This is a genomic window from Mesorhizobium sp. CU3, assembly GCF_006442965.1.
Taxonomy (GTDB): domain Bacteria; phylum Pseudomonadota; class Alphaproteobacteria; order Rhizobiales; family Rhizobiaceae; genus Mesorhizobium.
Map to the genome: position 1 here is coordinate 58083 of NZ_VFWX01000008.1, position 26718 is coordinate 84800.

The window sequence follows — 26718 nt, forward strand, 5'->3', positions numbered from 1 at the left end:
GAGGTATAGTCAGGCGAGCGCCCAGCGACAATGCCTGAAAGTGGTAGCGTGGTCGGGTCGCCGGCCGAAATCGGCGCTCGGCGCTTGCGCATTTTGCGCATGTTTGGCAATCGGTTAGCTGGCCGCACGCGAACGTGGCCGGATGGCACATTGTGATATCCGGACGGTGACCTTAGATTGGCCGGTACCGGCCGATGCGGCCAAAAGACGAGGAGAGCGATGGGCGCCGGCGCCATGACCAGGGATGTCGACCTTCCGAACCCGGACGCCAAGCGTTGGCAGGCGCTGGCCGAGAAGGCACTTGCCGGCAGTGCGTTCGACGACAAGCTCGTTTCGCACACCGACGACGGCATCCGCATCGAGCCGCTCAGCGAACGCTCCGCTGCCTCCGAACCGCTGCTGCGCACCAATCCGACGGCGCCGTGGATCGTCAGCCAGCGCGTCGACGACCCCGACACCGCACGCGCCAGCGCGCAGGCGCTGGAAGACATCGCCCAGGGCGCGACCGGCCTGTCGCTGGTCTTCGAGGGCGCGCCCAACGCGTTCGGCTATGGCCTGCCGCGCACCGCGGAAGCGTTGGAGGCGGTGCTCGACGGCGTGCCGCTCAACCGTGTGCAGGTGCGCATCGACGCCCATCCCTGGAGCCGCGCCGTCGCCGACTGGCTGCTGGCATTCTTGAGCCGCCGCCGCTCCGATCCGGCCAAACTCAATCTGTCCTTCGGCATCGACCCGGCGGCGATCTTCGCCGGCACCGGGCGGCTGCGCACCTCGATCGAGGCGCTGCAGGAATCGATGCCGCAGTCGCTGGCGCATTTCTTCTCGATGGGCGTGCCGGGCGTGCTGCTCGAGGCGGACGGCCGCGTCTTCCACAATGCCGGCGCCACAGAGGCGCAGGAGCTCGGCACGATGATGGCCTCGGCCATCTCTTATTTGAGGATGTTCGAGAAGGCGCGCCAGCCGCTGGTCTACGCGGCCCCCCATATCGGCTTCGCGCTCAGCGTCGACCAGGATCAGTTCGTCTCGATCGCCAAGGTGCGCGCGCTGCGCACGCTCTGGGCGCGCATCCAGGAGACCTGCTCGATCCCGGCCTCGACCGCGAGCGTGCATGCCGAGACCTCCTATCGCATGATGACGATGGCCGACCCGGAGACCAACATCCTGCGCACCGCCATCGCGGCTTTCGCCGCCGCGACCGGCGGCGCCGATTCCATCTCGATCCTGCCGCATACGATCGCGCACGGGTTGCCCGCCGGATTTGCCCGCCGCGTCGCCCGCAACGCGCAGCTCGTCATGGCGCATGAAAGCCACCTCTACCATGTCGCCGATCCGGTCAGCGGCTCCGGCGCGGTCGAGGCGCTGACCGACGAGCTCTGCGCGGCTGCCTGGGCGGAATTCCAGCGCATCGAGGCGGAGGGCGGCGTGCTCGCCAGCCTGCAGCAGGGCTATATCCAGAACCGCGTGCAGACCGCAGCCGCCAGGCGCAACGCCGCCTACCGGGCGGGCGAACGCGGCATTGTCGGCACGACGCTCTTCCGCGCGCCGAACGAGCGCCCGGTCGAGACGTTGCCGGCCGAACGGCGGCCGGCGCTGACCGAAGGCGTCGCCACCTGCGAGCCGCTGTTTCCGGTCCGCATCGACCAGTCGATCGGAGCCGGATCATGATTCCGGATTTCAGCCGGATCGGCTGGTCGGCGCCCAAACGCGCGCCGGTTGAGCTCAAGGGCCAGCGGATGACGCCGGAAGGCATCGCCGTGAGGCATCTTTACGGCCAGGGCGATCTCAAGGGTCTCGCCAATCTCGACACCTATCCGGGCCTGCCGCCCTTCGTGCGCGGCCCCTACCCGACCATGTATGTCCAGCAGCCCTGGACGATCAGGCAATATGCCGGCTTCTCGACGGCGGAAGAATCCAACGCCTTCTACCGGCGCAATCTCGCCGCCGGCCAGAAAGGCCTGTCGGTCGCCTTCGACCTTGCCACCCATCGCGGCTATGACAGCGACCATCCGCGCGTCGCCGGCGATGTCGGCATGGCCGGCGTGGCGATCGATTCCATCCTCGACATGCGCCAGCTGTTCGACGGCATTCCGCTCAACGAAATGACGGTCTCAATGACCATGAACGGCGCCGTGCTGCCGATCATGGCGCTCTACATCGTGGCGGCGGAGGAGCAGGGGGTCGCGCAGAAAGATCTAGCCGGAACCATCCAGAACGACATTCTGAAGGAGTTCATGGTCCGCAACACCTACATCTATCCGCCAAAACCTTCGATGCGGATCGTGTCGGACATTTTTGCCTACACCTCCAAACATATGCCGAAGTTCAACTCGATCTCGATCTCCGGCTACCATATGCAGGAAGCCGGCGCGACCGCCGACCTCGAGCTCGCCTATACGATCGCCGACGGCATCGAGTATGCACGCGCCGGCGTTGCCGGCGGCCTCGACATCGACCGCTTCGCGCCGCGGCTCTCCTTCTTCTGGGCGATCGGCATGAACTTCTTCATGGAGGTCGCCAAGCTCAGGGCGGCGCGGCTTTTGTGGTCGAGCCTGATGCAGAAGAATTTTGCGCCGAAGGACGAGCGCTCGCTCTCGCTGCGCACCCATTGCCAGACGTCCGGCTGGTCGCTGACGGCGCAGGATCCCTACAACAACATCACCCGCACCATGATCGAGGCGATGGCGGCGACGCAGGGGCATACGCAGTCGCTGCACACCAATTCCTTCGACGAGGCGATGGCGCTGCCGACCGACCATTCGGCGCGGATCGCGCGCAACACGCAGCTCATCCTGCAAAAGGAATCCGGCACCACGCGCATGATCGATCCGTGGGGCGGCTCGGCCTATGTCGAGCGGCTGACGCACGATCTGGCGGCGCGCGCGCTCGCCCATATCGAGGAGGTGGAAAGCCTCGGCGGCATGGCGGCGGCGATCGAGCAAGGCATTCCGAAGCTGCGCATCGAGGAAGCGGCGGCGCGCACCCAGGCGCGCATCGATTCCGGCGAGCAGATCCTGGTCGGCGTCAACGCGCATCGGCCGCAGGCCGACATCGAAGTCGATGTGCTGAAGATCGACAATGCCGAGGTGAAGGCCCGGCAGTTGGCCAAGCTGCAGCGGCTGAAAGGCACGCGCGACGTCGCCGCGCTGGAGGATGCGCTGGTGGCGCTGACCCGCGCGGCCGAAAGCGGCGAGAACCTGCTCGAATTCGCGATCCGCGCGGCGCGGGCCAACGCCACGGTCGGCGAGATTTCACTGGCGCTGGAGAAAGTGTTCGGTCGCCACACGGCGGCGGTGCAGACGATCTCCGGCGTCTATCGCGAGGCGCTCGGCGACAATCCGGCGGTCGACCGGCTCAAGGAAAAGATTGAGGCGTTCGAGAAGAAATCCGGCGGCAAGCCGCGCATCCTGGTCGCCAAGATGGGCCAGGACGGTCACGACCGCGGCCAGAAGGTGATCGCCAGCGCCTTTGCCGATCTCGGCTTCGACGTCACCGTCGGGCCGATGTTCCAGACGCCGGACGAGATCGCGAAACTGGCGGTGCAGCACAGCGTCGACATCATCGGCGCCTCCTCCTTGGCCGCCGGGCACCTGACGCTGATCCCGGAGCTCAAGGACGCGCTGAAGAAGCTCGGCCATGGCGACATGCTGATCGTCGCCGGCGGCGTCATCCCGCCGCAGGATTATGACGCGGTGCTGCAGGCTGGCGCGGCGGAGATCTTTCCGCCGGGGACGGTGATCCCGGAAGCGGCGGACCGGTTGATGGATCGGTTGCTGGCGGAGCGTTAGCGCCGTTATAATCGCTGTTGCAACATTTGGCGCTTGACGTTATAATTGGTGTTGCAACAGGACAATCCAGTCGTGAACACCACCATTCGAAAGATTGGCAACTCCGAAGGTTTGATTTTGCCGAAAGAGCTTCTCGATCGTTTGAACCTGAAGGCGGGCGACAACGTGGTCGTCGTTCAGGAGGGCCAAGAGCTTCGCCTGCGCCGCTCGGAAGACTCTGCCGAAGAGTTTGAGCGCAAGATGAAGATCGCGCGCGAGCGCATGAAGAAATACGAGGTTGCCTACCGCGCGCTCGCTAAATGACCGAGCATCATTCGCGAGAATTCGTGGAGGCGATGCATGCCGAGCAATTGCGCCTCCACGGCGGTGCCCCTGGCATACGCGACGAGGGCATGCTGGAATCTGCCCTCGCTCGGCCCCGACAGAAAGAAGCGTACGGCCAACCCGATCTTTGTGAACTCGCTGCCGCCTACCTCTTCGGCATTGCAAAGAACCATCCGTTTGTCGACGGCAACAAGCGCACGGCTTTTGCAGCGGCCGACTTGTTTCTCTATTTCAATGGTTTGAGCATCGAAGCCGAGCAGCAGGACGTCATCCAACTGGTGTTGATGGTCGCCGCCGGGGAAATCGACGAGGCCGGCGCCGCGGCGTTCTTCCGCGACCATACCGTCAAGCTCGAAAGCTAGCTCTCTGCCTTGTCCGAAAGCTTGACGATTTCCCATTCCTTGCCGTTGACCTTGACGACCTCGCCGACCTTCTTGCCGAACAGGGCCACGGCCATCGGCGAGACGTGGGAAATGCTGCCCTTGGACGGATCGGCCTCATCCTCGCCGACGATCCTCCAATGCACCTTCTTGCCGTCGTCGCCTTCCAGCGTGACGCCCATGCCGAAGCGAACCACATCACTGCCCGGCTCGGGGACTGAAAGCTCGGCGTTCTCGCGCCGGGCGGTCCAGTAGCGCAGGTCGCGCGAGACCACCGCGATGCGCTCGCGATCGCCTTTCCTTTCGGCCTTGGCCAGGATGTCGCGCAGATCGGCGAGGTTGTCCTCGATCATCGCTAGGCCGCGCTCGGTCACCAGGTTGCGGTGCTGGCTGACAGGACGTTCGCCGACAGCCGCAATGGCGTTTTCACTGTCTTCTTCCCGGGTAAAAGCTCTGCTCATACCGTGAACTTAGGCTTGGCGAGCCAACTCTACAAGCGATTTGCCATGGGCCGCTCTGGCACGATTCCTGCGACGGGCAGCGGGAACCGCCAGGACCTGTGCCGATGTTGAACAGACGAACGATGCTTGCCCGGAGCGCCGGCTTCGCCGTCGCCGGCCTTTGTCTCGGCAAGGCCTCGGCCAAGACGCTGCCCGGCATCGAAATGGCCGCGATGCGCGGCTCGATAAACGCCACCGAGATCGGCGTGCAGCCGGGCGCGTTGGACGACCAGAGCAAGGCCTTCACCAAGATGCTGGCCGAGGCCAGCGAGCGCGACGCGCCGATAGCGCTGCCGCCCGGCACCTATCTTGTCTCCAACCTGAAGCTGCCCGCCCGCGTGCGCCTCTCCGGCGTGCCGGGTGCCACGCGCATCATCTATGGCGGCAACGGCCATCTGATGATGGCCGAGCAGGCCGAGCATATCGAGCTCACCGGCCTCGTCTTCGACGGCAGCAACCGCTGGCTCGGCGACTATACGCAAGGCCTGCTCGACCTGCGCCGCGTCGGCCATCTCGTCATCGACAATTGCCAGGTCACCGGCAGCGGCAAGAACGGGTTGGCGCTGGAACATGTCGCCGGCCGCGTCGGGCGGTCCGACATTTCGGGCGCTGCGGATGCCGGCATCTATTCGGTCGAGGCCGGCGGGCTGGAGATTTCCGGCAACACTGTGTCCGACTGCGCCAATGGCGGCATCCTGGTGCATCGCTGGCAGGCGGCAGAGGACGGCACCATCGTCAGCGGCAATCGCGTCCAGCGCATCGGCGCGCGGAGCGGCGGCACCGGTCAGAACGGCAACGGCATCAACGCCTTCCGCGCCGGCAATGTCATCATCTCCGGCAATGTCGTCTCCGATTGCGCCTTCACCGCGATCCGCGCCAACAGCGCCAGCAATCTGCAGATCACCGGCAACACCTGTTCGCGCTCGGGCGAGACCGGCATCTATTCGGAATTCTCCTTCGAAGGCGCGATCCTCAGCAACAATCTGGTCGACGGCGCCGCCAACGGCATCTCGATCGTCAACTTCAACGAAGGCGGCCGCATGGCGGTGTGCGCAAACAACATCGTGCGCAACCTGACGACGGTCGGCCCCTACACCGCCGATCCGCCCGGCTTCGGCGTCGGCATCAGCGCCGAGGCCGACACGACGGTTTCCGGCAATGTGGTCGAGAACGCGCCGCTCTATGGCATGCAGCTCGGCTGGGGACCTTACCTGCGCAATGTCGTGGCGACAGGGAACATCATCCGCAAGGCCGGCACCGGCATCGTCGTCTCGGTGGTCGAAGGCTCCGGCAGCGCCGTCATCTCCGACAATGTCATCGACGGCGCGCAAAACGGCGCCATCATCGGCCAGCGCTGGGCCGACCCGGTGACCGGCGACCTCGCCAAGTCAAGCGACAGCGGCTACGCGCATCTGACGGTGGAGCGCAACAAGGTAAGTTAGGTAAGCCTAACTCAGCGCCGCCGTCGGCCGCAGCAAGCCGACCTTGGCGCCGATCCGGCTTTCAACGGACGGATAGGCGAGTTCGGTGAGCCTTGCCGCAACCGCTTCATCCGCGCGCAGCAACTTTGCCAGCATCGCGGCGATCATCACCTCCGCTCCCCTGCCGGCGCCGTCGTCGCATTTCAAGGCGATGCCGAGACCAAGTTCCGGCACGGCGGCGCAATAGACGCCTTCGGCGCCGGTCTTGACGAAGATGCGGCCGGGCGCGGCCTGCATCAGTGCGACGTCAGCCTTGCCGGTGCCGGCAACCAGGAACGGCTCGGCCATGCATGCGGCGAGCAAGCGCTTTGCCGCCTTGGCGCGTTCCGACGCAAAACCCCTGCCCGTGGCCATGCGGGCAAAGCCCAGCGCAAAGCTCTTCAGCGGCACGGCATAGGTCGGGATCGAGCAGCCGTCGGTTGCGCTGTTTTCGGTGTTGTGGGCAGCGCCGGTGACGGATTGCATGGCGTCGCGCACCATCTCCTGTTGCGCATGTCCCTCCTTGACGTAGCCCTGATAGGCGATGCCCGAGTGCACGCATGTGCAGATAAAGCCCGCATGCTTGCCGGAACAGTTGTTGTGCAACGCGCTCGGCACATCGCCGGCGCGGGCAAGCGCGATGGTGGCTTCATGATTGGGCCAATGCGCGCCGCATTCGAGCGCCGTCTTGTCGAGACCGACCTTGGCGAGCATGGCGGCGGCCAGTTTGGTATGTTCGGGTTCGCCGGAATGCGAGGCGCAGGCCAGCGCTAGCTCGCGGTCGCCGAAGCCATAGGCATCGGCCGCGCCGGATTCGACCAGCGGCAATGCCTGGATCGCCTTCACTGCCGAGCGCGGGAACACCGGACGGTCTGTATCGCCGATCTCAAACACAGCCTTGCCGTCGGCATCGAAGACCGCGACGGCGCCGCGATGGGCGCTTTCGACCACCGCGCCGCGCGTGACTCCGACCAGAACCGGATTTGTCATAGTGCCTCCCGCACGCGCCGCCTGAAGGGGCGCGTTTCAACGCGGGCCGCTTCTACCTGATCCGGTCGAGGATGGAAACGTAGTTGGCGACAGCCGCGCCACCCATGTTGAAGATGCCGCCGAGTTTTGCGCCTGGCACCTGGATGCCGCCGGCCTCGCCGGTCAGCTGCATGGCGGTGAGCACATGCATCGACACGCCGGTGGCGCCGATCGGATGGCCCTTGGCCTTGAGGCCGCCCGACGGGTTGACCGGCAGCCGGCCGTCCCTGGCCGTCGTGCCGTCCAGTGCCAGCTTTGCGCCCTCGCCGGGCTTGGCCAGCCCCATCGCCTCGTATTCGATCAGTTCGGCGATGGTGAAGCAGTCATGCGTCTCGACGAAGGAGAGATCGTCCAGCGTCACACCGGCCTTCTTCAGCGCCTGTTCCCAGGCGCGCTCGCAGCCTTCGAAGGAGAGGATGTCGCGCTTCGACATCGGCAGGAAATCCTGGACATGCTCGTTGGCGCGGAAGGTGACGGCGCGGCGCATCTTCAGCGCCGTCGCGGTGTCGGTGAGCACCAGGGCTGCGGCGCCGTCCGAGACCAGTGAGCAGTCGGTGCGCTTCAGCGGCCCGGCGACAAACGGGTTCTTCTCGCTTTCCTGGCGGCAGAATTCGTAGCCGAAGTCCTTGCGCATCTGGGCGTAAGGATTGTTGACGCCGTTTTTGTGGTTCTTGGCGGCGATCATCGCCAGCGCGTCCGACTGGTCGCCATAGCGCTGGAAATAGGCCTGCGCGATCTTGCCGAAGACGCCGGCGAAACCGGCCGGCGTCTCGCCGTCCTCCGGCAGATAGGAGGCTTTCAGCAGGTTCTTGCCGATCTCGGGGCCGGGCGTGGTCGTCATCTGCTCGGCGCCGGCCACCAGCACGATGCGGGCCGCGTTGGCGTCGATGGCGCGGATGCCTTGCCGCACCGCTGCCGAACCTGTGGCGCAGGCGTTCTCGACCCGCGTCGCTGGCTTGAAGCGCAGCCGGTCGTCCGCCTGCAGCACGAGGCTTGCGGTGAAATCCTGCGGCGAGAAGCCGGCGTTGAAATGTCCAAGCATGATCTCGTCGACATCGTCCGGACCGATGCCGGCATGGTCGAGCGCCTCGACGGCGACCTTGGTGATCAGGCCCTCCAGCGTCTCGCCTTCGAGCTTGCCGAAGCGCGAATGCGCCCAGCCGACGATGCATGCGGTCATGACAGCCTCCATTTGCCGCTGAACCTAGCACACGCTGTTCACGGCATGCGATTCAATATTGTTCAATCGTGAACCGTTTTCCAGATCTTCGCGATAGGCCAGTGCCGCGCGATCGCTTGATCCGAGCGTCGATTTTTCATTGATTGATCCGTCAATAAAAAATAATCTCGCCCTCGAACCGGGCTCCCCCACATGCCGAAAGTCGGAATGGAACCGCTGCGCCGCAAGGCGCTGATCGATGCGACGATCTCCGCGATCGGCGAGCGCGGCTCGCTGGACGTCACCATGTCGGAGATTGCCGGCCGCGCCGGCGTGTCGTCGGCGCTGGCGCATCATTATTTCGGCGCCAAGGACGAGCTTCTGTTCGCGACGATGCGGCACATCCTTTCCGAGCTCAACACCGACACAAGGCGCGCGCTCGGTCTCGCCGTCACGCCGCGACAGCGCGTGTCGGCCGTGGTTGCGGTCAGCTTCTCCGACGAGCAATTCCAGCCGGAAACGATTGCCGCGTGGCTCGCCTTCTATGTCGAGGCGCAGAAATCTGCGGCCCTGCGGCGACTGCTCAAGATCTATGCGAGGCGGCTCAATTCCAACCTGATGAGCGGGCTGACCGGCATTCTGCCCCGAGCCGAGGCCGACCGTGTCGCGGAAGCGACGGCAGCGCTGATCGACGGGCTCTATATCCGCCGCGCGCTGAAGGACGGCGTGCCGGACGCGCAGACGGCAATCGCGCTCGTCGAAGACTATCTCGAAACCAAGCTCAGCGGACGGAGCCTGCCTTGACGACCAGACGACCGAATTTCCTGATCGTCATGGTCGATCAGCTCAACGGGACCTTGTTCCCGGACGGGCCGGCCGACTTCCTGCATGCACCGCATCTGAAGGCGCTCGCCGCCCGCTCGGCACGCTTTGCCAACAACTACACCGCATCGCCGCTCTGCGCGCCCGGCCGCGCCTCCTTCATGAGCGGGCAGTTGCCGTCGCGCACGGGGGTCTATGACAACGCCGCCGAATTCGCTTCCTCGATCCCGACTTTTGCCCATCACCTGCGTGCCGCCGGCTATTACACCTGCCTGTCCGGCAAGATGCATTTCGTCGGCCCGGACCAGTTGCATGGCTTCGAGGAGCGGCTGACCACCGACATCTATCCGGCCGATTTCGGCTGGACGCCGGACTACCGCAAGCCCGGCGAGCGCATCGACTGGTGGTACCACAATCTGGGCTCGGTCACCGGCGCCGGCGTCGCCGAAACCACCAACCAGATGGAGTATGACGACGAGGTCGTCTTCCTCGCCTCGCAAAAACTCTATCAGCTGTCGCGGGAGCAGGACGATGCGGAGCGGCGGCCCTGGTGCCTCACGGTTTCGCTGTCGCACCCGCATGATCCCTATGTCGCGCGCAAGCAGTATTGGGATCTCTACGAAAGCTGCCAGGCGCTCGATCCGGAAACGCCCTTTATCCCGTATGATGCGCAGGACACGCATTCGCAGCGGCTCTATCGCGCCAGCGATTATGCGTCCTTCGATATCGCCGATGAACAGGTGCGCCGTTCGCGGCGGGGCTATTTCGCCAACATCTCCTATGTCGACGACAAGCTCGGCGAGCTTCTGGACGTGCTCAAGCGCAGCCGCATGCTCGACGACACCATCGTCCTGTTCTGCTCGGATCACGGCGACATGCTGGGCGAGCGCGGCTTGTGGTTCAAGATGAGCTTCTTCGAGGGCTCGGCGCGCGTGCCGCTGATGATCGCCGGCAAGGGCGTGCCGGCCGGGCTGATCGAGGCGCCGGTTTCCAATCTCGACGTGACGCCGACGCTGTGCGACCTCGCCGGCATCGACATCGCGGCGATCGCGCCGTGGACGGACGGCCAATCGCTGCTGCCGCTGCTTGGCGGCAAGCCGCGCAGCGCGCCTGTCTTGATCGAGTATGCGGCCGAAGGCTCCTACGCACCGCTGGTGGCCATCCGCGAGGGCGAACACAAATTCGTCCATTGCGAACTGGATGCCCCTCAACTGTTCGATCTCGAAGCCGACCCGCTCGAGCGCGAAAACCTCGCCGACGATCCGGCCAACGCTGATCTGGTGGCGTCGTTCAAGGAAAAGGTTCGGGCGCGCTGGGACATGGCCGCTTTCGACGCCGCCGTGCGGGAGAGCCAGGCGCGCCGCTGGGTGGTCTACCCGGCGCTGCGCAACGGCGCCTATTACCCATGGGACTTCCAGCCACTGCAGAAGGCCTCGGAGCGCTACATGCGCAACCACATGAATCTCGACAATCTCGAAGAGAGCAAGCGCTATCCACGAGGCGAATGATGGCAGACATTCTGGTTCCCACCATCGATCATCTGAAGCAGGCCTACGCCATCACCTCGACGGCGACGCAGGTCACGCCGCTGCTGGAGTCGGCCACGCTTGCCAAAGAGACCGGCGCGGCGCGCGTGTTCGTCAAGCCGGAATCGCTGCAATGGGCCGGCTCCTTCAAGGTGCGCGGCGCCTATTGGCGGCTGAAGCGGCTGTCGGCGGACGAGGCCAAGCAAGGCGTCGTCGCCTACTCCTCCGGCAATTTCGCGCAAGGGCTGGCGGCCGCCGGCCAGGCGCTGGGCATTCCCGTCACCATCGTCATGCCGATCGACGCGCCGGCGGCCAAACGTGACGCGACCGCCGGCTATGGCGCGCGCGTCGTGCTGACCCACCATGGCGAGCGCGCCCGTGAAGAGGTCGCCGCGGCCAAGGCGCGCGAGATCGCCGAGACCGAGCACCTTACCTTGCTCCATCCCTTCGACGATCCCGAGATCGTTGCCGGACAGGCCGGCGCGGGACTGGAAGCACTCGAACAGTTGGCGGCGAAAAAGGCGCATGCCGACTTTGTCTTCTGCTCGGTCGGCGGCGGCGGGCTGATCGGCGGCGTCTCGCTCGCCTTCCACTATCTGTCGCCGAAAACCGAGATTATCGCCGTCGAGCCGGAGGGTTTCAACGGCATGGGTTCCTCGCTGGCGCATGGCGCGATCGAGACGATGCCGATCGGGCCGAAATCGATCTGCGACGGGCTGATGGCGCGAAAACCCGGCGACGCACCTTTCGCGGCGGTGAGTGCGGCCGGCGTGCGCGGCGTGACCGTCGATGACGCCGCCGTGCGGCGTGCAATGAAGATCGCCTTCGAGCGGATGAAGCTGGTGCTGGAGCCCTCGGGCGCGGCGTCGCTGGCAGCGCTGCTCGGCGGCAAGGTGGATGTGGCGGGCAAGACCGTCCTGGTTGTGGCTACCGGCGGCAATGTCTCGCTCGCCGATTTCATGGCGCATATGAACAATGCTTGAAGCGGATTTCGTCATCATCGGCTCCGGCTCCGCCGGTTCGGCCATGGCCTACCGGCTGTCGGAAGACGGCAAGCATTCGGTGATCGTCATCGAATTCGGCGGCACCGATATGGGGCCGCTGATCCAGATGCCGTCGGCGCTGTCGATCCCGCTAAACATGAGCCTCTACGACTGGGGTTTCGCCAGCGAGCCGGAGCCGCATCTCGGCGGTCGCGTGCTGGCCACGCCGCGCGGCAAGGTGATCGGCGGCTCGTCCTCGATCAACGGCATGGTCTATGTGCGCGGTCATGCGCATGACTTCGACCATTGGGCCGAACAGGGCGCGACCGGCTGGGCTTTCGCCGACGTGCTCCCCTACTTCAAGCGCATGGAGGATTCCGACGGCGGCGAGGATGGCTGGCGCGGCCACAGTGGTCCGCTGCACGTGCAGCGCGGCGCGCGCAAGAACCCGCTCTACGGCGCCTTTGTCGAGGCCGGCCGCCAGGCCGGTTTCGAGCTTACCGAGGACTATAACGGCTCGAAGCAGGAAGGTTTTGGCGCGATGGAGCAGACCATCCTTCGCGGCCGCCGCTGGTCGACGGCGAACGCCTATCTGAAGCCGGCTCTCAAACGCGGAAATGTTAGGCTGCTCAATGGTTTCGCCCGCCGCGTGGTGATCGAGAATCAACGCGCCGTCGGCGTCGAGATCGAAGCTCATAAACAGATTCAAGTCGTTAAGGCGCGGCGTGAAGTGATCGTCGCGGCGTCGTCGATCAACTCGCCGAAGATCCTGATGCTGTCCGGCATCGGCCCTGGAGCGCATCTGCAGGAAAACGGCATCCAGGTCGTCGCCGACCGTCCAGGCGTCGGCGGCAATCTGCAGGATCATCTGGAGCTCTACATCCAGCAGGAAGCGACCAAGCCGATCACGCTGAACTCGGTGCTCAACCCGTTCTCCAAGGCGTTGATCGGCGCGCAATGGCTGTTCTTCAAGACCGGGCTTGGCGCCACCAACCATTTCGAGGCGGCGGCTTTCGTGCGCTCTGCGGCCGGCGTCGACTATCCCGATATCCAGTACCACTTCATTCCGGCGGCGGTGCGCTATGACGGCAAGGCGGCGGCGAAGTCGCACGGCTTCCAGGCGCATGTCGGGCCGATGCGGTCCAAGTCGCGCGGCTCGGTGACGCTGCGCTCGCCCGACCCGAAGGCCAAGCCGGTGATCCGCTTCAACTACATGTCGCATCCGGACGACTGGAGCGAGTTCCGCCACTGCATCCGGCTGACCCGCGAGATCTTCGGGCAGAAAGCCTTCGACGGTTTCCGCGGCAAGGAGATTTCGCCGGGCAGCCATGTGCAGAGCGATGACGAACTCGACGCCTTCATCCGCGACCATGCCGAGAGCGCCTATCATCCCTGCGGCACCTGCAAGATGGGCCGCGCGGATGATCTCACCGCCGTCGTCGATCCGGAATGCCGGGTCATCGGCGTCGAGGGCCTGCGCGTCGCCGATTCCTCGATCTTCCCGCGCGTCACCAACGGCAATCTCAATGCGCCGTCGATCATGACCGGCGAGAAGGCGTCCGACCACATCCTTGGCCGCACGCCGCTGGCGCCGTCCAACCAGGAACCCTGGATCAATCCGCGCTGGCAGGTGGCGGACAGATAGGCCATCATCCAGCGGGCGCCCTCCCCGCCCAGCGACCATCAACGGAGAATTCCCATGCGCGCCCAGCCAACGGCCTCGCACTATGTCAACGGCCGCTACATCGAGGATGAGGGCGGCGCGCCATTGCCGGTGATCTATCCGGCGACCGGCGAGGTCATCGCAACGCTGCATTCAGCGACGCCGAACGTGCTGGAGATCGCCATCGAGGCCGCGCGCGCCGCGCAGCCGGCCTGGGCGCGGCTGAAGCCGGTCGAGCGCGGCCGCATCCTGCGCCGCGCCGCCGACATCTTGCGCGCACGCAATGCCGACCTGGCGCGGATCGAGACGCTCGATACCGGCAAGGCGATCCAGGAGACGCTCGTGGCGGACGCGCCTTCTGCCGCCGACTGCCTGGAATATTTCGCCGGTGCGGTCGCCACCTTCAATGGCGAGATGATCGATCTCGGCGGACCGTTCGCCTACACGCGGCGCGAGGCGCTTGGCGTGTGCGTCGGCATCGGCGCCTGGAACTATCCGATCCAGATCGCCGGCTGGAAATCGGCGCCGGCCTTGGCCATGGGCAACGCGATGGTGTTCAAGCCCTCGGAGAACACGCCGCTGTCGGCGCTGGCGCTGGCCGAGATCTACTCGGAAGCGGGTTTGCCTGATGGCCTGTTCAACGTCGTCCAAGGTTATGGCGATGTCGGCGCCGGCCTCGTCGGCCATGATATCGTGGCGAAAGTCTCGGTGACCGGCTCCGTGCCGACCGGCCGCAAGGTGCTGTCGCTCGCCGGCTCGAAGATGAAGCACGCGACGATGGAGCTCGGCGGCAAGTCCCCGCTGATCGTCTTCGACGATGCCAATCTCGAAAACGCCATCGGCGGCGCCATGCTCGGCAATTTCTACTCGACCGGGCAGATCTGCTCCAACGGCACGCGCGTCTTCGTGCAGGCGGGCCTGCATGACCGCTTCGTCGAGCGGCTGGTCGAGCGCACGAAAAAGATCCGCATCGGCGATCCGCTCGATCCGGAAACGCAGATGGGACCGCTGGTCAACAAGGCGCAGCAGGACAAGGTCGTCTCCTACATCGAAGCCGGCAAGCAAGAGGGCGCCACGCTTGCCTGTGGCGGCAATGTGCCCTCGCTGCAGGGTTTCGACGGCGGCTTCTTCATTGAGCCGACGGTGTTCACCAATGTCACCGACACCATGCGCATCGCGCGCGAGGAAATCTTCGGACCGGTGATGAGCGTGTTGAAATTCGACAGCGAGGACGAGGTTATCGAGCGCGCCAACGACACCGAGTTCGGTCTGGCCGCCGGCGTCTTCACGCGCGATCTGCCGCGCGCGCATCGCGTCATCGCCGAATTGCAGGCCGGCACATGCTGGATCAACGCCTATAATCTGACTCCGGTGGAAATGCCCTTCGGCGGCGTCAAGCAGTCCGGCATCGGCCGTGAGAACTCCCTGGCGGCGCTGGCGAATTACTCGCAGCTGAAGGCGGTGTATGTCGAGACGGGGGATGTGGCGAGCCCGTATTGACTTGGCAAACCGGGCCAACCAACTTATCATAAATTGATAAAAATAGATAATATCCGAAGGATGGCGTCATGCCTGCCAGCTACAATATCGGCTCTCGTTACGAGGCATTGGTGCGCGAGCTTGTCGAAAGTGGCCGCTACGCGAGCGCCAGCGAAGTCGTACGCGACAGCCTGCGCCTGCTGGAGGAGCGCGAGGAGCAACGCCAAGCGAAGCTTGCCGCCTTGCGTGAAGATATCCGCAAAGGAAGGGAAAGCGGTCCTGGCATTCCAGCATCAGAGGTTCTTGACCGGCTGGACGCGAAGTACCGTGACAAAAGCCAAAAATAAATGGCTGTCACATTTTCGCCTTTCGCCGCCAGAGATGTCGAGGAGATCGGCGATTATATCCATGCTGAAAACCCAGCTGCGGCTCGGCGTTTTGTTGCCGCTCTCAGAGCGCGGTGCGATCGAATTGCAGACGCACCACGTGGTGGCGCGCCCCGATACTCGCTATCGCCGAACCTACGGTCAGTTCCGTTCCAGCACTATGTAATTTTCTACATCGCAGAGGACGATGATGTGCGCATCGAACGAATCCTGCACGGTGCTCGTGACATCGATGCGATTTTCGAAGAAGACAGTGACGACTAGTTAGGCCAGCGCCGCCTCACCCCTCCCCCGCCGTCCCGTCCAGATACTGCGTCAGCGCATAGACCAGATGGTAGAAGATGCTGGCCGGCACATCTGTCGCCTGCGAGCGGCCGCGTTCGTCGATGCGGTCGATCCACAGGCCGAGGGGCGCCGGGTCGATGTGCCAGCGGAACAGGCGGCCGACGCGCGCCTCGATCTCGGGCTTGAGGTCAGGGCCGCCGGAGCCGTCGAGCGCGATCGCCGCCTTGATCGCCTCGGCCTGCGGCCAGCTGCGCGATACAGTGTCGAGCGGCAGGCCTTGGCGCGAGACAGCGCCATAGGCAAGCCCGGTGGCGCGGTTGAGGCCGTTAGCGATGGCCGAGGCGTAGAGCTTGCGGGCGAAGCCGCTGAGTTCGGCCTGGCCGCTTCGCGCAGCGAAATCGACGAGAAGTGCCGCCCATTCGAAATGATGGCCGGGCTCGGTCCAACTGGCCTTGTCGTTCGCCGCCGGCTTCCAGCCCTCGTCGAAATATTCGCCAAGCGTCCAGCTTTCTGCATCGAAGAAATGGCTGCGGAAGAGGTCGATGATGCGCGCAGCGCGGCGCAGATAGGCGCGATCTCCGGTTGCTTTGTGCCACGCGAGAAAGGCCTCGAGCAAATGCATATGCGGGTTGGAGCGCCGCTCCTCCGCCCCGTCGGAGGTTTCCAGAAAGCCGGTCATGCGGCTGTCTTCCAGATGCGCGTCGAGGAAAGCAAAGGTTTCCTCGCCGAGCCGCAAGGCATCCGCGTGCCCCGAGATGTGGGCATGCGCCAGCGCCAAGAGCACGCAGGAATGGTCGTAGGCGTCCTCGACCGGATCGGCGACCGAGCCGTCTATGTTGAGCGTGCGCACCCAGCCGCCGCGTTCGGTGCGGCCCTTGCCTGCCATGAAGTCGATACCATGCGCGATCAGCCGGTCGGCCGGGCCGTCCCAGCCGCGCTCCTTGGCGACGGCGAAGGCATAGACCTGGCGCGCCTGCGTGCGCATGCGCTTTGGCTTCATCAGCGCAGAGGCGTCGAAGGCGAGCGCTTCGTGGAAGCCGCCATAATGCGCGTCGACGCCCGATGTCGACCACAGCGGCAGCGTCTCGTCGAACAGCCAGTGATGCACGCGCCGCCGCCAGGCGCCGCTTTCGATGACGCGGTCCGGCGCCGGCGTGAACCTTGTTTCCAGCCGCCCGGATTTTTCGAGCTGCTCGACGATCTTCTTGACGTGCTGGCTATGGCTGACGGGCGCGACGAAGGTGGCGTCGGCGGTGGAGACGATGGCGACGTCCTTCATGCCGATCGCCGACAGAAGGCGGCCTTCACTGCGGATATAGGAATTCTCGCAGTCGATGGCGACGACGTCGCCGACGATGACGTTGCGGTCGTCGTCCGACGGGCCGACATCGAGCAGCGACTGCCAGGAGCCGAGATCGTTCCAGCGGAAGCCGGCGGGCACCATGGCGATGTCTTTCGCCCGCTCCATGACGGCGTAGTCGATCGACGTCGACGGGATCGCCGCGTAAAGCTCCAGCGGCATATAGAGGCCCGAGAGATCGCTGGTCGCCGCCTTGTAGGCGGCTTCGGCCGCTTGCCAGATGTCGGGCTGGAAAGCCGCGAATGCATCGCGCATGGCGCCGGCGCGAAACAGGAAGATGCCGGTGTTCCAGTAAAATGTTCTGGCGTCGAGATAGGCCTGAGCGGTAGCAAGATCGGGCTTCTCGACGAAGCGCGAGACATCGAAGACGCCGTCCTTGTCGGCTCCGACCTCGATATAGCCATAGCCGGTCTCGGGCTGCGTCGGCTTCACGCCGAACACCACGAGACGGCCGGTATTTGCCGCCGCCGCGCCCGCCTCGATGCTTTGCCAGAACTGCTGTGGTGTCGAGATCTCATGGTCGGACGGCACCACCAGCACCAGTTCGTCGCCGAATTCGGAAAGCGTGCGCAGGCTGGCCAGCGCGACGGCGGCCGCCGTGTTGCGCCCCGTCGGCTCGAACAGCGGGCCGCCGCCGGCAAGGTCGAGGCCGGCAAGGTCGGCATGGACGCGTTCGGCGTGGCGCTCCGAGGCGATCAGGAAGATCGGCGTTTCGCCCTCCGGCCGCGCCGTCAGGCGGCGCAAGGTTTTCGCCAGCATCGAGCCGTCGCCGGAAAGATCGTGGAATTGTTTCGGATTGTCCTCGCGCGACAGCGGCCAAAGCCGCGAGCCGACGCCGCCGCTCATGACGAAACTGACGATGCGCTGGCTCATTCGGGTCTCGCTCTGGGTTGGTCGATCAATAGCATACCCGCCTGCGAGCGGTATTTATCCGATTCGGAGCCATGCCATTGGACCAAACGCCTGGCATTTTCGCAGCGGACTGAGCCGGCTTTTCGCGAAAGCAAACAAATGCGACACAAGTGCAGCCATTGGCGCTTGCAGGATCGAAACGCGGCGGCTATAAGCCCGCCGTCTGGTCACGGAGTGTAGCGCAGTCTGGTAGCGCACATCGTTCGGGACGATGGGGTCGCAGGTTCAAATCCTGCCACTCCGACCAGAAAAAACAGGCACTTAGCGATCTGTTTCTCCCGATACCCCACAGATTTCCCGCAGAAAGGCAAATGAGCGTCTGGACCGTTCCGCGCGGCTGGGTCACACATATCCAGGAATGGGAGTGTCGCCTCATCTCCAACGATCCTTTCGCCCCGTTGCGCCTACGCTTTCTCGCCCGTTGCGCCGATCAGCTCGCGCAGCTGAAGGCTATCGCCGAAGGGCAAGATTCGCTGCACGGCTCGTCCAAAGACCCCTTGGTCAAGATCGCCCACTCGCTCGCCGGTGCTGCGGGAACGTTCGGATTTGCGGATATCAGCACACGGGCTTCGGCGCTGGAGACTCTGCTGGTCGAGAAGGCGAATGAGGAAGCCGTCGGCACCGCGCTCGATGCGCTCATCGCCGAGATAGAGCGGACGCTGGCGTAAGGCGGCCTATTTCTTCGCGCCGCCCAAGCCGGTCCTGGTCATCTCGCCCCAACCCTGGTTGCCGCGCAAGAATTGCCACCAGCCCTTCACGCGCCAGAAATTGTTGAGCTGGCGGTAGCCGAAGTTCTCGATCACGGCGACAGCCGTCAGCACGGCCAGATCCCTGGCGCGCGGAAAGCGCTGCAATTCGGCCTCCTCCAGCACCAGCGAGCAGACGCTGACGCAGACGCCATAGGTGAAGATCAGCGAGGTGAAGGCCAGCAGATACTCGGCCGACAGGATGCCGAGCAGCCAGAAGGCCGGGATAAGGATGTAGCCCAGCACCTCGGCCACCGGTCCCAACACGTCGACGATCAGGATGTGGCCGAAGCCGAGGAAGCCGACGCGGCCGTAGCGCGGGTTGAAGAGCATGGAGCGGTAGCGAAAGAAGCATTCGAGCGCGCCGCGCTGCCATCGCGTGCGCTGCCTCGCCAGCACGCTCAGCGTTTCCGGCGCTTCGGTCCAGCAGACCGGCTCGGGAATGAACTGGATCCGGTATTTGCGCCTAATATCGCGCATGTGGCGATGCAGCTTGATGACGAGGTCGAGGTCTTCGCCCATCGAACCCTTGGTGAAGCCGCCCACCGCCACCACTTCCGCGCGGCGGAACATGCCGAAGGCGCCGGAGACCAGCATCAGCGTGTTGATGCTGCTCCAGGCAAGCCGCGCCATGAGGAAGGCGCGCAGATATTCGACCACCTGGAGCAGCGGCAGCAGACGGCGCGGCAGATGGATCTCGCGCACCCTGCCCGCTTCGATCTTCGAACCGTTGGCGATGCGGATCGTGCCGCCGACGGCGATGGTGCGCTCGGGGTCGTCGATGAAGGGCTGAACTGCCCGCATCAGCGCATCGGGCTCGAGGATGGAATCGCCGTCGATCACGCAGAAAAGCGGCGCGCGGCAGACATTGATGCCGGCATTCTGGGCGTCGGCCTTGCCGCCATTCTCCTTGTCGACCACGAACAGCCGCTCGGTCATCGGCGAGGAATAAAGGCCGCGGATCGGCTGGTGCGCCAGCGCCTCTTCATAGGGCCGGCGGAACTTCACCAGCTTGAAAGCATCGATGAGCCGTTGCAGCGTGTCGTCCTTCGAACCGTCATTGATAACGACCACCTCGAAGTTCGGATATTCGAGCGCCAGCATCGAATGGACGCTCTCGACCACGTTCAACGCCTCGTTATAGGCAGGCACCAGGAGCGCGATCGGCGGCGCGACGTCGCCATAGCGGTGCCACAGCAGCGCCGAGCGCGCCACGGGCGGGCGCTTCGAAAGCGCATAGCCGGCGAAGATCAGTTGCAGCAGATAGATCGCCGTCTGCGCCAGCCCGGCACCGATGATGAACCAGGACAGGATGGTGGCGGCAAGAACGATCTGTTGGCTCCAGTCGGCGATCATGCGGCCGGTCCCTCGGCAAGAATAAGCGAAGCGGTGCGCTGGCTGCGCGAGACCTCGCTGGCGGCGATCTCACGCAGCAGCAGTTCTCCCGGCTGGCCGGACGAAAGCAGCGCGTTGGCGGCGGCATAGCGCACGGCCCACATCTCGTCGTCCATGAGCCTGGACAGCGGCGCGGCCAATTCGGGCAGGCTGAGCCGCCCTGCGGATTCGGCCGCTGCGGCGCGCACGTCCCAGTCCTCGTTTTCCATGGCCCTTGCCAGGATGGCCGGCGCCTCCGGGTGGCCGGTGTGGCCCAGCGCGCGCAGCGCCGCGGCCACGACCTCGGGTGAGGCATCGCCGGTCAGGCCGGCGAAGAAATCGGAGAAGCCGAAGCCGCCGGCGCGGGCAAGCGCGTCGATCGCGGCGGCCCTGACGAAAGGCACGGCGTCTACACGCGATGCATGCACCGCAAGTTCGTTGAAGCGCGACCGTGGAAAGCGCCTGAACAGCTCGATCAAGCGCCGCGAGCGCTGTCCGGCCACGCCGATCTTGTCCAGCGCGACGCCGAGCAGCGGCAGGCTGCCGAGATCGCAGAGCGCGATGGCGGCAGCGATCCTGACTTCACGCGAGCGGTCGTGGTCGAGTGCCGCAAGCAGGCGTCCCCACGCTTCCTCCGAACCTAGCGCCGCCAACATCTCGGTCGCGTGGATGCGGTCGGCGACATTGCCCCGCTCCAGCTGTTTGCCGACGAGGGTCGGCAAGCCGCATTCGATGAAGGCGACAAGCACGTCGTCACGCTCCTCGCCACGCAGCAGCGAAATGAACTCGAAGCCGGCATTGATCGCAACGCCGGCCGGCACGCCGAGCACCGCCGCCTTCAAGGCCTCTTTGTCGCGGCTCTCCGTAAAGGCGATCAACGCCGTCAACAGCTGACGCCGCTGATCGGCCGCGGCGCTGTCGCGATGCTCCTGCACCACGCGGCGGGCGATCAGGAACAGCATGATCACCAGGGAAAGGGCGCTGAGCAGTATCGAAAGGTCCCAGATGTACCACATGGTCAGAACCGCGCGGTCAGGCCGAGACCGAATATGCTTCGATCGAATGTCGGGCGTTGCTCATGCGCGATGCTGGCGCGCAAAGTCAGCGTATCGCTGACGTCAAAGGATGCGCCGCCAAAGACGGTGCGCGTCGGCACCAGCGCGCCGTCGTCGATCTCGGGCGCGTCGGCATAGCCGCCGAAGACGCCGAAGCGCGGCGTCAGCGCGAGATCGGCGCGCAGCACATAGCCGTCGGCGCGCGTGCCGGTATCGTCCTGGGCGTGCACCCAGCGGGCGGACAGCCCCAGGCGGCCGTCGAGGACATAGGCCTGCACCCAGGGCTGGATGCTGGTGATATCCGTATCGGCGAACTTGTCGTAGCGGGCGTCGACGTTGAGCGAAAGCGGGCCGAAGGCCTTTGCCGGCGCCACGATCTGCCATGACGCGCCGGTGCCTATCGAATAGCGCGCCAGGAAGTCGGCATCCGGCGTCGCCGCGGCCAGCGCATACGCCGAGAAAGCCGGCGTGAAAGCCTGGTCGATGCGACCCTCGATCTGGACGTCGGTGCGGCCGAAGCGGGTCGCAACCCGGGTACGGCCGGAAATCGTCGTGCGCGGCGACAGCCGGTAGGCAAGGCCGGCCGAACTGTCGGTCCAGTCGCCGAGCCCGTTGGTGAGATCGCTCACCTCGCTGCCGAGGTCGAGCCGCCATTTGCGCGGCGGCGGCACCGCCAGCCTCTGCTCTATGTCGGAAGAGCCGGGCTCGATGGCGAGCGCCTGGCTGTAGGCCTGCCGCGCGGCCTCGTCGTCGCCTTGGGCGCGTCGCACATCGCCGATGCCCACCATCGCCTCGGCATTGCGCGGGTCGGATGCCAGCACCCGCTGGAAGGAGCGCTCGGCGCGCGTGTCATCTCCCTCGAGCAGGGCAATCCTTCCGTCGAGGTCGAGCGCCTCGACATTGTCGGGCGCCGTCGCCAACACATCGTCGACCAGCGCCCGGGCGCGTGGCGCGTCGCCCTGCCAGATCGCCAGGCGGACCTTGCCCAGGCGCGCATCGAGAAGACCGGGCTCCATGGCAAGCGCGCGGTCGAAAAGGCGCCCAGCCTCATCGAAGCGCTGGCCGGAGCCGACGACAAGGCCGAGCGCGACCAGGACGTCGGTGTTTTTCGGCGAAAGCCTGAGGGCGCGGCGATAGACAGTCTCGGCCTCGGGCAGATTCCCAGCTGTGCGCAAACGCCTGCCCTGCTCCAACAGAGCGGCGACCGGATCGGGCCGGCGGGGCTGTTTCTTCCCCGGCGCCTGGGCCGCTGCAGGCGGCTTCGCCTTGCCGCCGGCGACCTGGCTGGCCTTGGTGGCGGACGCCTGCCTGGCCTTGCGGATGTTCTCGACAAGCGCTGTGGCGTCGGTGTTGCGGGGCTCGGCCTCTACGACCGCTTCGGCGAGCGGGAGCGCCGCATCCAGATTGCCGGCGCGGAATTCGACCTGGGCCATGCCGAAGCTGGCATCGCGATAGGCCGGGGCAATCGCAAGCGCCTTGGAAAAGGCATCGCGCGCTGCGTCGAGGTCGTTGCGGCCGAGTTCGGCAAAGCCGAGCTGAACCAGGGCGTCGGCGTTGTCGGGCTTGAGCGCCAGCGCGCGCTTGAGCAGGTCGGCCGCCTCGTCGAAGTGCTGGGCCTGTCTGGCCTTGACGGCAGATGCGTAGAGCTCATCGACAGTCTGCGCCAACGTGGCGACGGGTGCAGCGGCGAGCGCAAGGAACATGCATGCGGCAAAGGTTGCGCGCCGGCCGCGCCGCATCAGCGCTTCCCGCTCTTGCGGGCGATCAGACGTGCGAGCCGCGCCAGAAGCTCCTCGGGGATGAACGGCTTGACCAGATAGTCGTCCGCGCCCTTTTCCAGGGCCGATACGATATCCTTTTCGGCCTTGCGCGCGGTCAGCATAACGACGGGAGTATCAGACAGGGCCGGGTCGCCCTTGATACGGGCCAGCACCTCGATGCCGTCGGCCTTGGGCATCATCGCGTCGAGCACGATGATGTCGGGCCTGTCCTGCGCCTTCGAGAGCGCCTCGGCCCCGTCCACGGCCTTGTCGACTTCATAGCCTTTCGCCCGCAGCCTGAATTCCATCAGCTCGAGCAACAAGGGATCGTCGTCGCAGATCAGAACTCTTGCCTTCGCTCCGTCCACCAGTCCTGCTCCGGTTTATGCCTCGCTGCCCCCCGGAGAAATCAAACCATGAACCGACATCCGCCAAAGCGGTTCACTTCAAACGAGGCCGCGCAATCATAATTAAAAGCGATTCGCGACAGCCGCCTTTCGATACGATCAGTAGATGAAAATCGGGGTATGGTATAGGAGGCGTAAACACCATATCCAGCTTGCCGACAGGCTTCTTGCCCGCCCGCCGGGATGCCTTAGCCGGGGCCATTGGCCGACGAGAGCAGCTTCCTGACTTCACCGGCCAGCGCCATCGGGTCGAAAGGTTTGGCGATGACCCCTACCGCTCCCATGGCGAGATAGCGCTCCACCTCATGGGTCTGGGTGCGCGCGGTGATGAACACGACCGGTATCAACGCCGTCGCCGGCGATTCACCCAGGCGCTTCAAGGTTTCGGGCCCGTCCATGTCCGGCATCATCACGTCGAGCAGGATGAGGTCGGGCCGCCATGCGGCTGCATCGGCCAGCGCCTTGATACCCGAGGGGCTGGACCTCACCTCGAACTCCGGGTCGAGTTCCAGCGACATCTGGGCGATTTCGCGGATATCGTCCTCATCATCAACATAGAGGATCCTTGCCGGCATGATCGTCACTCCCTGGCTTGGGGCGGCGCTGCGCCGTCGCGCGACGAGGCCAGCATGTTTCTGACCAGCTTGGCGACGTCTATCTCGGAAGCCCTCGTCTTGGTCATGATCGCCTGCACCCGGTCGCCGAGTTTCTGGTCGAGTTCCGCGGCCGAGAACACGATGACCCCGGTCTCGAGCGGCAGACCGGCAAGCAGATCCAGCCCAGACCCATCGGGCAGCGCAATGTCCAGAATGACCAGGTCGAAGCGATGGCGCGCGATCGTCTCCTGCGCGTCCTTCAGCGTTTTCGCCGAGGTGATCGACACGCCGGAGCCCAGGCCCTCCGACATCACCGCAAGCACGCCCTCGTCGTCCTCGACATGCAGGATCCGCGGCTTGGGCTCGACCCTGCGGCCGACGATCTTGGCGAGAGCGGCATGAAGCCGTTTCGAATCCACCGGCTTCTCCAGCCAGTCGACAATACCGATGGCATTGCCGTTCAGCGAGCGCCTGGCCTCGTCGGCGACGGCAGAGATGACGATGACGGCAATTTCCGAGTTCACCTTTGACGCTCTGATGTCATGGAAAAGCTTGATACCGGATTGTCCGGCAAGCTTGATGTCCAGCGTCAGCGCCACATAGTCGCGAGAGCTCAGAAGCGCCTTGGCAGTGTCGATGTCGGGGGCGACGTCGCTGGAAAAACCCTCCGCGTCGAGAAGCGCCGCGATCACGGCGGCGATGTCGGCCTCGTCCTCGCAAATGAGGACACGCAGGCGGCCATCGCGCTTGCGCGCCCGGCGCTCGACAAAAACCGGCTTCTCGATCTGGCTGTGCGCTTCGGCGAGGTCGACGTGAAACGCGGTCCCCTTGCCCTCCTCGGTTTCGAAGGAAACGGCGCCGCCCAGCTTTTCGACGATGGTCTTGACGATGCTCAAGCCGAGGCCCGTGCCGCCCTTTTTTCGGGTGCTCGACGCATCCGCCTGCTCGAACTTTCCGAATATGCGGCTGCGGAACGCTTCCGGAATGCCGGCGCCCTGGTCGATCACCGAGATGCGCAGCATGTCGCGGTCGCGACGCTGCACCTTCACCGTCACGGTGCCACCGGGATCGGAGAACTTGATCGCATTCGACAGCAGGTTGGCCATCACCTGATGCATGCGGTCTGGGTCGATATTAGCCTCGGCACGCGGGGCATCATCGACCAGCACCATGCGGATCTTGTTCTCGGCCATGTAGCTGGAGCTTGCGGCAATGGCTTGCTCCAGCACCGGACGGACTGCCACCTGCTTGATCTTGAAGGTGATCACGCCCGATTCGATCTTCTCCATGTCGAGAATGTCGTTGATCAGGAGGACCAGCCTTTCGCTATTGTTGTGGGCAATGTTGACGAGGTTGGCGGCCTTGGCCGGCAATTCGCCCGCAACGCCCGCCGCGATCAGGCCGAGCGAGCCGCGGATCGATGTCAGCGGCGTGCGCAATTCGTGGCTGACCGTCGAGATGAAGTCGTTCTTGAGCTGGGCGTTTTTCTTCTGCTCGGTGATGTCGCGGTTGTAGGTGATGACGCCGACGGTCTTGCCGACCTCGTCGCGGAACGGCGCCTTCAAAGTATAGAGCCAGCCCTGCCTTCCGTCCCGGAACTGCGCAGGCTGGTCGACGCGCAATGTCTGCCCGGCTTCAAGCGCGCCGGTCTCATCCTGCCTGAAGCGCTCGGCTAACTCCTGCGGATAGAAATCGAAGTCCGTCTTGCCGATCAGCTCCTCGACCGAAGCGACGCCCATCATTTCGGCGGTGGCCGGGTTGGCGACGACGAAACGGCCGTCGACATCCTTCACGTTGAGGCAATCCGGCAGTTCGCGGACCATGGCCCGGTAGACCATATTGGATTGCGCCAGATCGCGCCGCCTCTGCTGCCTATCGAGCAGCACGCCGATGATGAACGTGCCGATGAAGCGGAACACGAGGGACGGCCAGGTGCTCTGCTGAACGAAGCCGGTGAGGACCTGGTGCGGGATGACCAGAAGCGTGATCAATCCAGCCAGCGCCACCGTGACGCCGAGGCCGAGTATGTCGAACATGGTGCGGGAGCGGGCCGCAACGATATGGAACCATGCCATGCCGACGACCGCGGTAATCAGGATGCCCATGACCCCGACATTGGCGCCCTGCCCGCCGAGATAGAGGCGATAGGCGACGGAGCCGATGGCGGCTACGAACATTGCCGGCCATCCACCGAAGAACGCGGCGGCAGCGATGAATGCGGCACGCAGGTCGACGACGAAGCCCGAGACGTTTAGCGCTGTCGCCATCGAAATGATCGAGCCCGCACACATGACCACGCCGAGAAGCAGCGACTGTATCAGCCGCGGGAGACGCCCGGTGAAATCAGCCACTAGGTCCCAGGCGACGACCAGAATCGAGACGAGGGCAAGATTGGCGAGGAGTGAATGCCAGACTTCGCTCATGACTTTCCTGCTCCTTTTCTTCGATAAATATCGGCAAAACCTATCCGAGGTCTAAAGAGCCGGTGCATCAACTGGTGCGTTTTACCGTTTCACGAAAATGGTGAAACGCACTATCTCTTTGTTTTTACTCAATTCCGGGTGGAAACCGGCGCTTCGCTCGATATGGCTTCCCGCTACCACATTAGCCTTTCGGCCCTGAACATCTGGCCCGGAACGATCGCCGACGCCCATTGGGCTCGACAGCAGGCTCTTCCTTTGACCTAATGGCCCCTGCCCTATTTGGCTGTAACCTTATCTGGGAACGACG

The 26718-nt window shown here is 64.7% G+C and carries 23 protein-coding genes and 1 tRNA gene; 14 read left to right on the plus strand and 10 right to left on the minus strand.

Annotated elements, in window-relative coordinates; all coding sequences use genetic code 11:
* Window positions 1-219 precede the first annotated feature (219 nt).
* The 4 genes from FJ988_RS13990 to FJ988_RS14005 all read left to right on the plus strand — a co-directional run bounded on the left by FJ988_RS13990 (window position 220) and on the right by FJ988_RS14005 (window position 4468).
* Window positions 220-1662 (plus strand): methylmalonyl-CoA mutase family protein, encoded by a 1443-nt coding sequence (locus tag FJ988_RS13990; RefSeq protein ID WP_140818580.1) that lies wholly within the window; start codon window positions 220-222, stop codon window positions 1660-1662.
* Window positions 1659-3782 (plus strand): methylmalonyl-CoA mutase, encoded by a 2124-nt coding sequence (scpA, locus tag FJ988_RS13995; RefSeq protein WP_140818582.1) that lies wholly within the window; start codon window positions 1659-1661, stop codon window positions 3780-3782. Before FJ988_RS13990 ends, scpA begins: the two co-directional genes overlap by 4 nt.
* A 72-nt stretch (window positions 3783-3854) precedes the next feature.
* Window positions 3855-4085 carry an AbrB/MazE/SpoVT family DNA-binding domain-containing protein gene (locus FJ988_RS14000; protein ID WP_140818584.1) on the plus strand — a complete coding sequence of 77 codons (231 nt, stop codon included), beginning with the start codon at window positions 3855-3857 and terminating at the stop codon, window positions 4083-4085.
* Window positions 4082-4468: a type II toxin-antitoxin system death-on-curing family toxin gene (locus tag FJ988_RS14005; RefSeq protein ID WP_140818587.1), complete on the plus strand. Its 387-nt coding sequence runs from the start codon at window positions 4082-4084 to the stop codon at window positions 4466-4468. Before FJ988_RS14000 ends, FJ988_RS14005 begins: the two co-directional genes overlap by 4 nt.
* Here FJ988_RS14005 and greA read toward each other — a convergent pair.
* Window positions 4465-4947, minus strand: a complete 483-nt coding sequence (gene greA / locus FJ988_RS14010; RefSeq protein WP_140818589.1) for a transcription elongation factor GreA — start codon at window positions 4945-4947, stop codon at window positions 4465-4467. The two genes, FJ988_RS14005 and greA, sit on opposite strands and share 4 nt — an antisense overlap.
* A 104-nt stretch (window positions 4948-5051) precedes the next feature.
* Between greA and FJ988_RS14015 the strand changes: the two genes are divergently transcribed.
* On the plus strand, window positions 5052-6428 hold the full coding sequence (locus FJ988_RS14015) for a TIGR03808 family TAT-translocated repetitive protein (protein ID WP_140818591.1): 1377 nt from the start codon (window positions 5052-5054) through the stop codon (window positions 6426-6428).
* Window positions 6429-6434: 6 nt separating this feature from the next.
* Here the strand turns inward: FJ988_RS14015 and FJ988_RS14020 are convergent, their stop codons facing one another.
* Both FJ988_RS14020 and FJ988_RS14025 read right to left on the minus strand, forming a co-directional pair.
* A complete protein-coding gene (locus FJ988_RS14020; RefSeq protein WP_140818593.1) occupies window positions 6435-7436 on the minus strand; it encodes an asparaginase in 1002 nt (333 codons plus the stop codon).
* A 52-nt stretch (window positions 7437-7488) separates the two neighbouring features.
* Window positions 7489-8655, minus strand: a complete 1167-nt coding sequence (locus tag FJ988_RS14025) for an acetyl-CoA acetyltransferase (RefSeq protein ID WP_140818595.1) — start codon at window positions 8653-8655, stop codon at window positions 7489-7491.
* A 192-nt stretch (window positions 8656-8847) separates the two neighbouring features.
* On the opposite strand from FJ988_RS14025, the gene betI reads away from it, so the two are divergent.
* The 7 genes from betI to FJ988_RS14060 all read left to right on the plus strand — a co-directional run bounded on the left by betI (window position 8848) and on the right by FJ988_RS14060 (window position 15757).
* Window positions 8848-9438, plus strand: a complete 591-nt coding sequence (gene betI, locus FJ988_RS14030) for a choline-responsive transcriptional repressor BetI (protein WP_140818598.1) — start codon at window positions 8848-8850, stop codon at window positions 9436-9438.
* Entirely contained in the window at window positions 9435-10964 is a 1530-nt protein-coding gene (gene betC / locus FJ988_RS14035; RefSeq protein ID WP_140818600.1) for a choline-sulfatase, read from the plus strand. The genes betI and betC overlap by 4 nt, the downstream gene beginning before the upstream one ends.
* Complete coding sequence (locus tag FJ988_RS14040; protein ID WP_181183527.1) at window positions 10961-11965, plus strand: threonine/serine dehydratase; 1005 nt, start codon at window positions 10961-10963, stop codon at window positions 11963-11965. Before betC ends, FJ988_RS14040 begins: the two co-directional genes overlap by 4 nt.
* The gene (gene betA / locus FJ988_RS14045) at window positions 11958-13610 is read left to right on the plus strand and encodes a choline dehydrogenase (RefSeq protein ID WP_140818604.1); all 1653 of its coding nucleotides are present in this window, start codon (window positions 11958-11960) and stop codon (window positions 13608-13610) included. The genes FJ988_RS14040 and betA overlap by 8 nt, the downstream gene beginning before the upstream one ends.
* Window positions 13611-13664: 54 nt before the next feature.
* Window positions 13665-15128 carry a betaine-aldehyde dehydrogenase gene (gene betB, locus FJ988_RS14050; protein ID WP_140818606.1) on the plus strand — a complete coding sequence of 488 codons (1464 nt, stop codon included), beginning with the start codon at window positions 13665-13667 and terminating at the stop codon, window positions 15126-15128.
* A 68-nt stretch (window positions 15129-15196) separates the two neighbouring features.
* Entirely contained in the window at window positions 15197-15454 is a 258-nt protein-coding gene (locus FJ988_RS14055) for a type II toxin-antitoxin system ParD family antitoxin (protein ID WP_140818608.1), read from the plus strand.
* A complete protein-coding gene (locus tag FJ988_RS14060; RefSeq protein ID WP_140818610.1) occupies window positions 15455-15757 on the plus strand; it encodes a type II toxin-antitoxin system RelE/ParE family toxin in 303 nt (100 codons plus the stop codon).
* Between the two features lie 16 nt (window positions 15758-15773).
* Here FJ988_RS14060 and FJ988_RS14065 read toward each other — a convergent pair whose 3' ends face one another.
* Window positions 15774-18011 (minus strand): mannose-1-phosphate guanylyltransferase/mannose-6-phosphate isomerase, encoded by a 2238-nt coding sequence (locus FJ988_RS14065; protein WP_140818612.1) that lies wholly within the window; start codon window positions 18009-18011, stop codon window positions 15774-15776.
* Window positions 18012-18220: 209 nt separating this feature from the next.
* Here FJ988_RS14065 and FJ988_RS14070 point away from each other — a divergent pair.
* Window positions 18221-18297 (plus strand) — tRNA-Pro (locus tag FJ988_RS14070).
* A 64-nt stretch (window positions 18298-18361) separates the two neighbouring features.
* Complete coding sequence (locus FJ988_RS14075; protein ID WP_140818614.1) at window positions 18362-18718, plus strand: Hpt domain-containing protein; 357 nt, start codon at window positions 18362-18364, stop codon at window positions 18716-18718.
* A gap of 6 nt (window positions 18719-18724) precedes the next feature.
* On the opposite strand, the gene FJ988_RS14080 is transcribed toward FJ988_RS14075, so the two are convergent.
* The 6 genes from FJ988_RS14080 to FJ988_RS14105 form a co-directional block, all read right to left on the minus strand.
* Window positions 18725-20152: a glycosyltransferase family 2 protein gene (locus tag FJ988_RS14080; RefSeq protein WP_181183528.1), complete on the minus strand. Its 1428-nt coding sequence runs from the start codon at window positions 20150-20152 to the stop codon at window positions 18725-18727.
* Complete coding sequence (locus FJ988_RS14085; RefSeq protein ID WP_140818616.1) at window positions 20149-21186, minus strand: HEAT repeat domain-containing protein; 1038 nt, start codon at window positions 21184-21186, stop codon at window positions 20149-20151. Before FJ988_RS14085 ends, FJ988_RS14080 begins: the two co-directional genes overlap by 4 nt.
* 2 nt (window positions 21187-21188) lie before the next feature.
* A complete protein-coding gene (locus FJ988_RS14090; protein ID WP_140818618.1) occupies window positions 21189-22964 on the minus strand; it encodes a YaiO family outer membrane beta-barrel protein in 1776 nt (591 codons plus the stop codon).
* A complete protein-coding gene (locus FJ988_RS14095; RefSeq protein WP_140818620.1) occupies window positions 22964-23353 on the minus strand; it encodes a response regulator transcription factor in 390 nt (129 codons plus the stop codon). Before FJ988_RS14095 ends, FJ988_RS14090 begins: the two co-directional genes overlap by 1 nt.
* A 227-nt stretch (window positions 23354-23580) precedes the next feature.
* Window positions 23581-23967 (minus strand): response regulator, encoded by a 387-nt coding sequence (locus FJ988_RS14100; RefSeq protein ID WP_140818622.1) that lies wholly within the window; start codon window positions 23965-23967, stop codon window positions 23581-23583.
* 5 nt (window positions 23968-23972) lie between these two features.
* Window positions 23973-26411: an ATP-binding protein gene (locus FJ988_RS14105; RefSeq protein WP_140818624.1), complete on the minus strand. Its 2439-nt coding sequence runs from the start codon at window positions 26409-26411 to the stop codon at window positions 23973-23975.
* Window positions 26412-26718 lie beyond the last annotated feature (307 nt).